The following is a 12,843-nucleotide window of genomic DNA, read 5'->3' as shown; positions in this document are numbered from 1 at the left end:
GTGGCGCGGGCCACGTCAATGGGGAATTTGGGATCCTTCCCATTGGCGTGTTCGCCCTCTTGACCCAGTCGTGGACCTGTCCGTATGCTGCGAATCACATTGGGAACGTTCCCTGCATCTTTGGGCTTTTCCGCAGCGTCCTCGAACCGGAAAGTGAAGAAACATGACTTCCGCCTCTGCGTCCCCCCGCATCGTCGTCCTCGGCGGCGGGGTCCTGGGCGTTTCGACCGCCGTCCACCTTCTCCGGGGTGGGGCCGCCGTCGTCCTCGCCACTGAAGCCGGACTCTTCAGCGAGGCGACGGGAAGGTCGCTCTCATGGCTCAACTCTGCAGGGGAGCGCTCGGCGGCATACCACCGGCTCCGCGACGTAGGAATGGACCGCTACCGGACTCTCTACGCTGCGGACCCGGGCCGGGAGTGGCTCCAGTTTTCCGGGGGCCTGCACTGGAAGGCCGCAGGTGGGCTGGCAGCGACCGAGAAGCGGCACGCCGCCGAGCAGGACCGCGGCTACCATTCCCTCCTCTTTTCGCCGGCCCAGGTGGCCCAGCACGTGCCGGGTGTGGATCCGGAGGCCATCCCCGAGGCCGCCATCTTCAATCCGGGCGAAGGATGGGTGAGCCTGCCCCACCTGGTGGAGTTCCTGATGGAGGACTTCCATCGGCTAGGCGGAGAGCTCGTCCTCCACGCAGGCGAGGCGGGGGTCTGGTTCGAGAACGGCCGCACGGTCGGCGTCGTCACCGAAACCGGGAGGCGCATCGGCGCCGACGCCGTCGTGGTCGCCTGCGGGGCCGCGACCCCGCGGGTGCTTGCCCGCCTCGGGGTCGACGTTCCCACCCGCTCGCCGCTGGCGATGCTCGTCGAGACGAAACCCGTCGAGCACGGACTCAAGAGCGTTCTGAACACCCCACGCGTGGCCGTCCGCCCGAATCCCGGCGGCACCCTGGTCCTGGACCACGACTGGTACGAGGACCAGCTCGTCGACTACGGCGACGGCACATTCGGGGTGGACGAAGAAGTCGTCCAGACTCTGGCCGCCGAGGCCTCGCGGGTCCTCGCGGGACATCCAGAGGTGAAGCCTGCGTCCTGGCGAATCGGATACAAGCCCATTCCAGGCGACGGTGAGCCCGTCTTCGGCCAGGCCTCCCGCCTACCCGGCTGCTTCGTGGCGTTCTCCCACTCGGGGGCCACGCTAGGCCTCGTCGCCGGCGAGCTCCTGGCCAGCGAGATCCTCTCCGGCAGGCCGCATCCCCTCCTGTACCCCTTCAGCCCCGACCGCTTCGCCTGAGCCGGGGGACGCGTGCCATGGAGAGGCGTCTGCCCACGCGGTGCATGGTCCTCAGGACCGGCCAGCACTGCCTCCAGAGCGGCTGGTGGGCGCAGGAGGACGACGATACGGCGCTGCGCTTCATCCTCGAGGGAAGCCTCATGCCCGCCATCGCGGGCCTGCCCGGGCAGTGGAGGTTCGTGCTCTCAGAGCGCCCACCGATTCCCCCACGATGAGGGGCGGTTCGAGCGGCAGCTGTTAGGCGGGGACGCGATGCCCGAGTCCTCCAGCATGAGCTCGTGGGGCTAGCAACCAGTTTGCTTTCTTCGCTTCGCGAGGCCGTGATCCAGGCCTAGGAAGTAGTCAGTGGAGTGCCTTCAGGGGCGACATCGCCGCGGCGTGATCCTCGATTAGAAGGCTGATTTCCTCGGTGAATCTGCGCCGCTTCTCCGAGGTGACGTGCACCTCGAAGGCCGCTTCATTGATGTACCTCTCGAGTACGAAGTACTTCCTCGGATGCCCGTTGAACGTGTAGGGCAGGAAGCGCAAGATCCCCGGTTCTCCCAGAGCAGCAGCAGTGAGTTTGCGAATGAGTTCCTCGACGCGCGCTTCATGGCCGGGGAGGGCGGTGTACTCGGTGTAGATGTCTTTGGGCATGTCTTGTCTCTTTGTGCGTGCTCTGGATGGGAACGCGGTATCGGCTCTGGTCAGCTGCGAAAATGGTGCCAGCACCGCGCTGGCAGGAGAGGGCTCTACGGCAGCCAGCCTGCGCCGTTCCATAGGGGCCCACTCCTCACGAGGTCTGAATGGCAACCCGCCCGATGAGGCGTACCCGGATGCCGAGTCGGTGCAGGAGGGCGGCCTTGGCTGTGAGGGCCTTGTCTGCGGTTTCGGCGTCGGGCGCGTAGACCAGCTGGACGTGGTTGGCCTTGTGCTGGGCCATGAACTGGTCGCGGGTCACTTCGTGGAGGACGACGTGGGCGATGGGCCACTCGGGGTTCGTGGCTTCCTTACGGCGCTGGGTCTCCTCTTCGGGGAGTTCGACGACGGTGCCTCGGAAGAGGTCGGCGTTCAGGACTCCCTCTGCGATGTAGATGCGGCTGAGGACCACTTCACCGGGCTTTGAGACGCCGTTGATGGTGCTGCCCCCTGCGGGGAAGAAGACGGGGTCCTGGCGCCAGCCTTCGGCGTGCTCATACCCGCCGAGGTGGGAGGCGGGGACGGAGCCGGAGATCTCGTAGACCCATACGAACTCTTCGCCGTACTGCTCGCCCCAGCGCACGTCGTGCAAGGTGTTGTCTGGGAGGAGGCCCATGGCGCGCCAGAGGCGGTCTGTGATCAGGGCGTCGATGGCGACGCCTTCGTCGGCCTCGTTGAAGTGGGGCAGCGGGCGCCCTTCGTGCAGGATCCGCCGTCCGTCTCGGCTGGTGACAGGGGGGCGGTCGGCGGCGTTCAGCAGGCCTTCGGCGAGATCGCTCGCTGGGACCAGGTCCTTCAGGCCCTGCTGGTACTGGATGCCTGCGGCGTCGAGGCCGAAGTCGTCGGCGATGCGTAGGGCGGCGATGTACATCTTGTACTGCCACTGGAGCTGCTCTTGGGTCAGCTCGGTCTTCTCGTCCGTGCCGAGACGGAAGGTCATGCCGTGGTCGGTGAGCCATTTGCCGACCGCGGCGGCCTCCTCATCGGAGACCGTGAGCATCTCCGCGTAGAGCGCTGACTGTGAGAGGCGTTCCTTGTAGATGCCGAGCTGGTTGAGCATTTCGTCGTCGATGATGGCGTTGTACATTCCCATGCAGCCTTCGTCGAACACGCCGATGATAGCCTTCTCGGACAGGAGCTCCTCGGCGATGGCTGCGCCGAGGCGGCTTTCTTCGGTGTCGGGTAATGCCGGGAGCTCGCGGACGTGGCTGAAGTCGTGGGGGATCGTGCCGGTCTCGACCCAGCTGCGGATTCCGTTCTTGAACCAGTCGTCGGCGAAGTCGACGCTCCAGAGGGTGGAGTATTCCTTGTCCATCTTGGTGAGCCCGGCGTTCAGGCCGAGCAGGCCGACGAGGCCGGGCCAGGTGCCTGAGAAGTTGGCGATGGTCAGGATCGGTCCGCGGTGGGTGCGCAGGCCGGCCAGGACGTGGTGGCTGTACTGCCACACGGCCTCGGCGACGATCAGGGGCGCGTCGGCGGGGATGTTCTTGAAGACCTCCAGGCCCATCCGCTGGCTGGAGATGAAGCCGTGCCCGGTGGCGGGGTCGAGCTCGTGGGCGCGGCGGACGGACCATCCGAGCTGTTCGAAAACGCGGCGGACTGCGTCCTCGAGTGCGGCCTGGGTGGGCCAGCCTGCAACGTTGGCCGACTCGCGCAGGTCACCGCTGGCGATGAGGTAGGCAGTCTTGGGCTGGACTTCGGGTCGTTCCGCTGGGGCCGGGAACTGGTAGGCGGTCATGGTGCCTTCTCTCTGGTCAGTTGACGACTGCGGCGCCGAGCCGGTGGGCAATGGGGGCGGTGGAGGTGTAGAAGTCCCGGTAGAGGCCGTAGAGCTCGTCGTAGCGGGCTTTGGCGTCTTGGTCGGGCTTCAGGACGCGTGCTGGGGGGTTCCAAGCGGCGATGTCTGGGATGCCTGCGAGTCGGGCGGCGAGGAACGCCGCCCCGTAGCTCGCTCCGATGGTGATGGTGGGGATGGTCTGGTCCAGGCCGGTGACGTCGGTGACGATCTGGGTCCACAGGTTCCCCTGCGTCCCCCCGCCGACCGCCACCACCCGGCCTATCCGGGCACCGGCTGCCTGCATGGCTTCGACGTTGTGACGGACGCCGAAGGCGGTGGCCTCCAGCGCTGCGCGGTACAGGTCGCCACGCCGGTGCATGAGCGTGAGTCCCAGGAGGCCGCCGCGTGCATGGGGGTCCATGATGGGGGTGCGTTCACCTGCGAAGTACGGCAGCATCAGCAGCCCGCGGGCGCCGATGCCGGACTCATCGGCTTCGCGCAGGAGGACTGGGTAGTCGGGCGAGCCGAACGTCTCCCGCAGCCAGTCGGTGATGGCGCCTGATGTCGCCATCCCTCCGGCGAGGTTGCGGGTGCCCTCGAACGCCCCGACGGTGCCCCACATCGAGGGGGTCCGGATCGGCTCGGAGACCGTGCAGACAAGGAACATCGTGGTGCCGTACATCAGCATCAGGTCCCCGGGGTTCTGGGCCCCGACGCTGACGGCCTCGGTCCAGGCGTCGATCGTTCCCATGGTCACCGGGGTCCCCCGCGGGATGCCGGGGACGTCGGCGGTCACCTCGCCGATCGTTTCGTCCGACCACTTCAGCGGCGGCAGTTCGAGGTCTGGGCAGATCCGCTTGATCCACGGCATGTACCAGGACAGGCTGTCGGTGTCGAACAGCGGCGTGCTCTGGCTGGCCGAGTGGAAGTCCAGCCCGTACTGCCCTGTGAGCTTGTAGGCCAGGAACGACGCCGGCATGAAGAGCCTTCGCGCCCGGGCGAACACCTCGGGCTCGTGCTCCCGGACCCACGTCAGCTTCGGCCCCACCGCCTGCGTAGTCAGGACCGACCCGCACCGGGCCAGGACGTCATCGGCGCCCAGCTGTGCCGTGAGCTTGGCGATCTGCTCGGTGGCCCGCGTGTCCACGCCGTACAGGATCGCCGGGCGCAGCGGTGTCCCTTCGTCGTCGGTGAGCAGGACGCAGGGGCCCATCCCGCTGACCCCGACGCCGACGACGATCTCGTCCCCGCCCGCGGTCAGCTCCACGGCGATCTGGAGGAACTCCTCCCACCACACCTCGCCGCGCATCTCGACCTGGCCCGGGCGGGGGCGAGAGACCTGGTGCTCCCGCACAGCCGAGCGCACCACCTTCCCGTCCGGGGCAACAAGCACCCCCTTGCTGCTGGACGTCCCCACATCGAACCCCAGATATACAGGCGAACCCATCTGCCCTCCTTCGCGTGCCAGGATCTTCAGGTGAGCCGGCCCGGCTTCCCGGGGCGGCCAGACGACTAGAGGCGCGGGGCGGCGCCGGTGAGGACCCCGTGGGGGAAGTAGAGGCCGGTGATCTTGCCGGAGGCGAGGGCTTCCCGGTTGGCCTGGTCGGCGGCTTCCTTTTCGGCGGCGGCCTTCTTCTTGTCCCGTCGGAGGGAGGCTCCCTGTTCGAGCAGGACGCGCTCGACGGCGGGGTAGGGGACCTCCCGCGGCTGCTCTCCCCGGAGGGCTGCCTGAGCGGCGAGGACGCCGGAGGCGTGGCCGATCGCCATCGCCCCTCCCTGGGTCCGCAGGGAGCCGTGGGCCTCGTGGGTGGCGGAGATGGCCCGGCCGGACATGACGAGGCCGTTGAGGCGGATCGGGATGAGGGTGCGCAGGGGGATGTCGTAGGAGTCCTCGGGATCTGCCCAGAGGCCTCCGCCTTGGTAGCCTTCCTTGCCCTTGAGGTTGTGGATGTCGACGGGGAAGTATCCCCGCACCACGACGTCGTCGAACTTGCGCCCGCTCAGGACATCCTCGCCCGTGATGACGTACTCGCCGGTGATGTGGCGGGATTCCCGGACGCCGACTTGGGTGCCGGTTCCGGCGAGGTAGGCGTTCTCGAAGCCGGGGATGTGCTTGACGATGAACTCTGAGAGCGACATGACCTGGCGGCGCCCGTCGATTTCGGCCCGGGTCAGGGACTCGGCGGAGCGGCCGTCGAGCCCGGCGATGCGGGTCGAGTTGAAGTGGACGAGGCCGGGGTGGGTGGTGGTGAGGAAGAGGATCGAGTCACGGCCGAGGTAGAGCTCCTCGCTGCGCAGGCCCTGGCCGACGAGGTCGAGGAAGCCCTGGCCGACGAAGTGGGTCTGCTGCAGCTTCTCAGAGAAGGGCTTGAGGGCGACCATCTCCGAGGCCCACTCGAAGTGGTCGAGGTGCTCGTCCATGTACTGCTTCAACCGGTCGGTGTCCACGTTGGCCATGTCGAACATCAGCGTCCCGGGCTGGGAGATGCCGCCTTCGTTGCCGACGGTGTGCTCTGCCCCGGCCAGGGCAGCGACGTCACCGTCGCCGGTGGCATCGACGATGACCTTCGCGGTGTAGGCCGTCTTGCCGCCCTTGTTGGAGACCTCCACCCCGGTCACGGTGTCCCCGTCCACGGAGACGCCAGCGACGAAGGAGTGGAAGAGGAGCTCGACTCCGGCTTCCTGGAGCATCTGGATGGCGGCCCACTTGTAGTGCTCGCGGTCATAGAAGCCGAGGTAGGCGCCGCTGCCGTGCGGGTTCGTGCACCGCAAGTGGCCAGTGGAGCCGCCAGCCACGCGCATCCGCTCGACGAACTCCTCCGGGATACCGGCGATCACCCGCTCGTCTCCGAAGTGCATCGGCGAGATGGGCCCGAGCCAGGCGGAGGTGGCCATGCCGCCGACGAAGCCGTACTTCTCGATGAGCAGGGTGCGCGCGCCTGCACGGCCGGCGGCTATGGCCGCGACAAAGCCGGAGGGGCCGCCGCCGCAGACGATCACGTCGTAATCGGTGCTCTTGGTCAATGTAGATCCTTACTGGGTTCGGCGGGGGAGGGCAGCGCGGATGTGCCGCCTGCGGTCACTGCTTCGAGTTGAACTTGGAGGCGACGTCGTCGAGCGACTTGGCGGGATCGGCGTTCTTGAAGACGACCTGCTGCCCGGCGCTGACCAGGGAGTCGGAGAGCTCGTTGAAGTTGGCCGAGACCGGGGCGGGCCGCCCGTAGCCGAGGAGGTAGTCGCGCCACTGCAGGAGCTCTTGGGCATTCGGGAGGGCCTTCACGGTGGCCGAGTCATACGCCTTCGAGGAGACAGGCAGCACCCCCGCAGCGGCGAACTTCTCCTGCGCGGCCTGGGCGGTGTAGTAGCGGATGAAGTCCCACGCGGCGTCCGGGTTGCCGGTCGAGGCACCGATGCCGAGGGTCTGGCCGGCGACCTGGGTGGGCAGCGGCTTGGATGGGTCGGCGGAGGGGATCGGGGCGGTCTGGAGGTTCTGGCCGATGCCCTTGCCTGCCCGTGCAGCCGCCACCCGGTAGGAGCCCTCGATTGCCATAGCGATCGAGCCGGCCTTGATCCCGTTGACCACATCATCGGCGCCCATGCTCAGGACCTCGTCGCCGAAGGCGCCCTCAGTGTGCAGCTGAGTGAGGTAGCCCATGGCGGTCCGGCCGGCGTCGGAGTTGAAGACCGCCTTGCCGTCCTTGAGGACCTCTCCTCCGTTGCCCCAAGTGAGCGGGATGAACTTCTCGATGAAGTCGGCGCCGAGGCCGGAGTTCGAGAACCCGATCCCGAGGCCTGTCTTGCCGCTGCTCTTGTGCAGGGCGGCGGCTGTCTTGCCGAGCTCATCCAGGGTCTTCGGCGGCTGCAGGCCAGCGGCCTTGAGCAGGTCGGCCCGGTACCACAGCAGCCAGGCCCGCACCTCCCAGGGCATGGCCATGATCTGGCCGTTGAAGGTGATTCCGTCCTTGGGGAAGAGGAAATCCTTGCCGGCTTGGTCGAGCACTGGCTGGGCGTACATGGTGAGCGGCTGGAGGGTCTGGGCTTGGACGTGCATGGGCAGCTGGTTGGAGTAGACGTTCAGGATGTCCGGACCCTGGCCGCTGGCGGTGGCCTTGATGACCTCGGCGTCGATCTTCGCGTAGTTGATCGAGCGCACCGTCACAGCCGTGCCGTTGGCCTGGGCGTTGTAGTCGCTGACGATCTGCTTCAGGGCCGCCCCGCGGGGGTCGTCGGAGCTGTTCGGGTCCAGGAAGGTCCATAGCGCCAGGTCCTTCTTGCCCCCTCCCCCTCCTCCTCCGGACTGGCCGTTGCAGGCTGCCAGGGGGAGCGCGAGGGCGCCGGCGATGAGGAGGCAGGCGCTCCTGCGGCTCATGTCTGTATTCATGGTCTTTCCTTTCGGAAGAAGGAGTGAATGGTTGGGGTGTCTAGCCCTTGGTGGCACCGGCGGAGAGGCCTGCGACGATGCGGCGCTCCATGAGCACGAAGACCAGCACGATTGGGATGACGGTGACGACTACCGCCGCGGTGAGCTGGCCCCAGACGATCCCGTACTGGGAGAGGTAGTTGTAGAGGCCGACGGCAACGAGGCGCTTGTCGTCGTGGGAGATCATCGTCGATGCGATGAGGAAGTCGTTCCAGACGTAGATGAAGGCGATCACGGCCGAGGCTACGATGCCGGGGACGGCCAGGGGGAAGATCAGCTGCACCATCACCCGCAGGGGCGATGCGCCGTCCACTCGGCCTGCTTCCTCGATCGAGTCGGGAATGGATTCGAAAAAGCCCTTGAGCATCCAGATCACCGTCGGGATCTGCCAGGCGGTGTAGATGATGACCATCACGGCGTAGGTGTCGTACAGGCCGAGCTGGACCGCGAGGAAGTACAGCGGAACCAGGATGGCGATGCCCGGGATCATGCTCGTCATGAGGATCAGCAGGAGGCTGGTGCTCTTCCCGCGGAAGCGGAAGCGGGCCGCGGCGTATGCGCCGAAGACCGCGATTACGATCGTGGCCAAGACGGTCAGGCCGGCTACCAGGAGCGTGTTGCCCAGGTAGGTGGGGATCTTGGACTGGAAGAGCACCAGCCGGTAGTTCTCCAGAGAGAACTCCTTCGGGATCCAGCCGGTGTCGGTCAGGGTAGCGGATTCGGGCTTGAAGGAAGTGCTCAGCCCCCACAGCAGCGGCAGCACTGCGAAGAGCGACGCCGCGACCAGAGCCAGGTAGATGAGCGGGTTCGTCCGCTTGCCGCGGCGCCTGGCGGCCGGGCGAGTAGCGGCCTTGGAAGCTTGGAGCAGGGTCTCAGACATTCTTCTCACTCCTCAGAAGCCGGATGTAGGCGGCGCCGAACAGGATGTTGAACGCGAACAGGACCACGCTGTAGGCCGCCCCGAGGCCGATATGGAAGAACTCGAAGCTCTGCTTGAAGGCGGAAAGGGACAGCACGTTCGTCCCGTCCAAGGGTCCGCCGCCGGTGAGCGTGTAGACGAGCGTGACCATGTTGAAGTAAAGGAGGGTCAGCTGGATCGCTACTACGAACAGGGTGGGCTTCATCAGCGGCAGGGTCACCTGCATGAACCGGCGGAACGCTCCCGCGCCGTCGACTTGGGCGGCTTCCATCAGCTCGCTGGGCACCGTCTGCAGCGACGCGAGGCAGAGGATGGTGGCAAGGGGATAACTGATCCAGACGTTCACGATGATCAGCAGGACCATGGCCAGGACCGGATCTGAGAGGAAATCTACCTTCGTCCCGCCGACGTTGCCTAGGCCCAGCGGGCCGTAACTGGGATCGACCATCCATTTCCACAGCAGGGCGGCCACGGTCTGCGACACAACCCATGGCAGCAGGATCAGCACTCTAAAGACGCTGCGGAACCGCACTTCCTGATTCAGCAGGTTCGCAAGTCCCAGGCTCAGGGGCACCGTGATGGCCAGGGACCCCAGCACGTAGGCAAGGGACCGGCCAATCTGGGCCAGACCCGATGGAGTCGTGAAGATGGGCAAGAAGTTCCCCAGGCCGGCGAAGCTGCCCACCCGCATGAAGGTCGTGTTGTGCAGGCTCAGGTTCACCGCGTACGCGATCGGCACGATCGATACGGCCGCGACCACGAGGATCGAGGGGATGATCAGTCCCCAGGCCAATCCGAGGGGAGAGCTCGAGCCGACCCCACCCGAGTGGCGCCGCGGTTTCCCTCCCTTCCGCGGGGCTGGGAGCGGTGCGCCGATCGAGGTCCGGGGCCGGGTTTTCGTCTCTGAATGCAGAACCACGCTGTTCTCCTTGGGGTTCCGGTCCGCTTAGCCGGCTGAGGCCGAGAGGGCTTCAACTTGGCCGACCACGGTTCGGACACGCGCGGCCAGTTCGGATGAGGGATCGTCGATGGCCATCCGGCACATTGGGGAGTCGATGACGCCCTGGAGGTGCAGTGAGAGCTTGAGGGCGCTGATGCTCGGGCCGAGAACCGGGACGATCGAGTTGACCTTCTCTGCCCACTGGTCGGCGGCCTCGGCGTCGCCCTGTGCGATTGCCTGCTTCAGCCGGGCGAACGGTGCCGGAACCGAGGCTGAGATGCCGGAGACCACGCCCCCGCCTCCTGCGGCGAGCACCTCGCGCATCAGGCCGTCATTCCCCGAGAGGACCGTGCGGGACTGCGACGAGGGTGAGGCCGCGACAGCAGCCAGGTAGTCCGTGCCGGCGATGGAGAGCTTGGCGCCCGCCAGATCGAACTCCTCGAGGAGGGACGCCGCCGTCTCCGGTGCAACCTCCACTCCCGTCCGGTCGGGAAAGAGGTAGAGGAAGAGCTGCTCTTCCGGCGCAGCCTCCCTGACCGATCCGATCTGGCGGCGGATGCCGTCGAGCGAGGCCGGCATGTAGAAGGGGGTCAGTACGGAGAGCCGCCCGATCCCGAGTTCGCAGGCATCGAGAGCCAGCAGCCGAGCCTCGAACGGAGACGCCGATCCGACGTGCGCGATGACTCGCGCGGGCCCGGCGACGCCCACTGCCAGCTCGAGGAGCTGGCGCCGCTCGGCGCGGTCCAAGGCAGCGAATTCGCCGGTAGTGCCGTTGACGAACATGGCGTCGACGCCGCCGTCGAGCGTGTGCTCGAAAATGCGTGCAGTGGAGGCGAAGTCGATCTCGCCACGGGCGCCGAAAGCGGTCGGCGGGGCAGAGATGAGAAGGGGTGATTGCACAGTGAGGTCTTCCTACTTGGTGTCTTCTTGCACGCCCTCAGTGGCGTGCAGCCGGGCGAATGCCCTCACTAGCCGGGCCCGCGAGCCGAGCAGATGCTCCTGCAGGCTCAGCGTCGCCTCATCCAGCTTTCCTGCGAGCATCAGGTCGTGGATTTCAACGTGGGACTCGTACGAGGGGCCCAAGTCGATGTCCTCCGCTGTGGTGAGCTCGAGGAGCACCGTGAAGGTGGGCTCGTACTGCTGCCAGATCCGCTGAAGCCGCCGGTGCTCCGCGATCGTGTAGAAGCTGGCGTGGAACGCCATGTCGGCGTGGGCGAATTCAAGATGGTCGCCATCTTTGGCGGCGAGCCTCATCCGCTCTAAGGGGGCCTCCGCCTTGCCCCATGCATCACGGGAGGCCTTCACGGCGACCTTGAGTGCTGCGATTTCGATCGCCTCGCGCACCGAGTACAGCTCCTCGATGTCCCGAGGTTCGAGGCCTACGACGAAGCAGCCTCGCCGGCGGCCCTCAACGAGGCCCTCAGCCTCCAGCATCGTCAAGGCGTCGCGAATGGGACCCCTGCTGACGTTGAACATGGTGGAAAGCTGCGCCTCGACCAGATGGGTTCCCGCAGGGATTTTCCCAGTGATGATCAGCAGCCGCATCTGATCCACGACCTGCTTCCCCAGCACGCTGTTCTGCGGGGCAGTGACCCCGGCAATCAGGTTGAGATCTCCCACATCAGCCTCGCGGTTATCGGTTATCGGTTATCGGATTACGGTTAACCGTAGACAACGCCACCCAACTGTGTCAAGGATCACAAGGATGAAGGTCAGCGTGCAGTTGCTCCTGGGGTCCGGAACGCCTCATGCCGCCGGAAAAGCGCGGGTGTCGGCGATGCCCGGCCGCCAATCGCGCCTTGCGACGTTGGCCGCAGCTGGCCGTGGCGGGCGTTCGGGTTCGCTAACCACGGGACAGGAGCACGCACCTGATCTATGGACGAGCTACTTGAAGGTGCAACCTTACATAAGACCAGTTCTCGGCGCGGGATTCCCGAGGGCTGTTGATTCGGTTGCCAACTGTGGCTGTCACTCACCCGCGTCGTGGTTCCGCGCCTCATCCAGGTACGAGTACGCCGTCACCCGCGAGATCCCCAGGCGCGCCGCGACGCGATCGATGCCCTTCCGCATCTGCAGCACGCCCTGCTGGTCGAGTTTGGTCAGGATGGCGATGCGGTCGTCGCGGCTCATCTGGTCCACGGGCTTGCCCACCTCGCGGATGGCCTCTGTGACCATCGCGTCCATCACGGCCACGAGGTCCCGCCCGAAGAACTCGTTCGGCTGCTCGGGGGAGTCGGACGCGGCCGCCGGCAGCAGGCCCTGGAGGAGGGACTGCAGGCGCTGGATCGTGCTGATGTCGAAGTTGATGCAGAGGGCGGCGATGATGCGGCCGGACGAGTTGCGGAAGTACACCGAGGAGCAGCGCAGCTCGCGCCCGTCGGCCGTGAATCCGCGGTAGCCGAACGCGTTGTGCTCCGCGCCCTGGTTGTGGAGCACCCCGGCTCCGAGGCTCGACGACGGGCCCCCCACCTCGCGCCCGGTCACGTGCCCGTTCTCGATGGCGGCGATGGTGTGGCCGAGGTCCACATCGGGGGCCGAGAGGTCGTGCAGCACCACCTCGCACCCCGGGCCCACGGCCGCCGCCATCGCGTGCATGGCCGGGCGGAACACGGCGAGGATCTCGTCCACGGACTCGTAGGTTCCCATGCGGGCGAGCGGGTGGTCAGCCGCCGGCTGGGCCGAAGTCAGGGTCATGTCTACCTCGCTCATGGGTCAGTCCTACGCGTCGCCGAAGGCCATAGACAAATTGTATTGGTCGTAGACAGACTGTTCAAGGGGGTGCTAGCTTCATCACCGAAGGGCCGGGCGACTCGCCGCCCGCACT

The 12,843-nt window shown here is 66.6% G+C and carries 12 protein-coding genes; 2 read left to right on the top strand and 10 right to left on the bottom strand.

What is annotated here, in order from left to right:
• Positions 1-163 precede the first annotated feature (163 nt).
• Both ACYVKZ_RS08460 and ACYVKZ_RS08455 read left to right on the top strand, forming a co-directional pair.
• Positions 164-1,285: an NAD(P)/FAD-dependent oxidoreductase gene (locus ACYVKZ_RS08460; protein ID WP_460991709.1), complete on the top strand. Its 1,122-nt coding sequence runs from the start codon at positions 164-166 to the stop codon at positions 1,283-1,285.
• A 17-nt stretch (positions 1,286-1,302) separates the two neighbouring features.
• Complete coding sequence (locus ACYVKZ_RS08455) at positions 1,303-1,500, top strand: hypothetical protein (protein ID WP_460991708.1); 198 nt, start codon at positions 1,303-1,305, stop codon at positions 1,498-1,500.
• Between the two features lie 127 nt (positions 1,501-1,627).
• On the opposite strand, the gene ACYVKZ_RS08450 is transcribed toward ACYVKZ_RS08455, so the two are convergent.
• The 10 genes from ACYVKZ_RS08450 to ACYVKZ_RS08405 all read right to left on the bottom strand — a co-directional run bounded on the left by ACYVKZ_RS08450 (position 1,628) and on the right by ACYVKZ_RS08405 (position 12,728).
• Positions 1,628-1,921: a putative quinol monooxygenase gene (locus ACYVKZ_RS08450; protein ID WP_460991707.1), complete on the bottom strand. Its 294-nt coding sequence runs from the start codon at positions 1,919-1,921 to the stop codon at positions 1,628-1,630.
• Positions 1,922-2,057: 136 nt separating this feature from the next.
• Entirely contained in the window at positions 2,058-3,701 is a 1,644-nt protein-coding gene (locus ACYVKZ_RS08445) for a fucose isomerase (protein WP_460991706.1), read from the bottom strand.
• 16 nt (positions 3,702-3,717) lie between these two features.
• On the bottom strand, positions 3,718-5,187 hold the full coding sequence (locus ACYVKZ_RS08440; protein ID WP_460991705.1) for an FGGY-family carbohydrate kinase: 1,470 nt from the start codon (positions 5,185-5,187) through the stop codon (positions 3,718-3,720).
• 65 nt (positions 5,188-5,252) lie between these two features.
• Complete coding sequence (locus ACYVKZ_RS08435; RefSeq protein WP_460991704.1) at positions 5,253-6,764, bottom strand: FAD-dependent oxidoreductase; 1,512 nt, start codon at positions 6,762-6,764, stop codon at positions 5,253-5,255.
• Positions 6,765-6,819: 55 nt separating this feature from the next.
• On the bottom strand, positions 6,820-8,109 hold the full coding sequence (locus tag ACYVKZ_RS08430; protein ID WP_460991703.1) for an ABC transporter substrate-binding protein: 1,290 nt from the start codon (positions 8,107-8,109) through the stop codon (positions 6,820-6,822).
• A gap of 52 nt (positions 8,110-8,161) precedes the next feature.
• Positions 8,162-9,040 carry a carbohydrate ABC transporter permease gene (locus tag ACYVKZ_RS08425; protein WP_460991702.1) on the bottom strand — a complete coding sequence of 293 codons (879 nt, stop codon included), beginning with the start codon at positions 9,038-9,040 and terminating at the stop codon, positions 8,162-8,164.
• On the bottom strand, positions 9,033-9,872 hold the full coding sequence (locus tag ACYVKZ_RS08420) for a carbohydrate ABC transporter permease (protein WP_460991701.1): 840 nt from the start codon (positions 9,870-9,872) through the stop codon (positions 9,033-9,035). Before ACYVKZ_RS08420 ends, ACYVKZ_RS08425 begins: the two co-directional genes overlap by 8 nt.
• Before the next feature lie 153 nt (positions 9,873-10,025).
• Positions 10,026-10,919, bottom strand: a complete 894-nt coding sequence (locus tag ACYVKZ_RS08415) for a dihydrodipicolinate synthase family protein (protein ID WP_460991700.1) — start codon at positions 10,917-10,919, stop codon at positions 10,026-10,028.
• Positions 10,920-10,931: 12 nt separating this feature from the next.
• Positions 10,932-11,639, bottom strand: coding sequence for a GntR family transcriptional regulator (locus ACYVKZ_RS08410; protein ID WP_460991699.1), 708 nt, complete (start codon positions 11,637-11,639; stop codon positions 10,932-10,934).
• Positions 11,640-11,987: 348 nt separating this feature from the next.
• Positions 11,988-12,728 carry a helix-turn-helix transcriptional regulator gene (locus ACYVKZ_RS08405; RefSeq protein WP_460991698.1) on the bottom strand — a complete coding sequence of 247 codons (741 nt, stop codon included), beginning with the start codon at positions 12,726-12,728 and terminating at the stop codon, positions 11,988-11,990.
• Between the last annotated feature and the right edge of the window lie 115 nt (positions 12,729-12,843).

This window comes from Sinomonas soli, assembly GCF_054782415.1.
The sequence above is the reverse complement of the archived record's forward strand: the minus strand, read 5'-3'. Positions and strand labels throughout refer to the sequence as shown.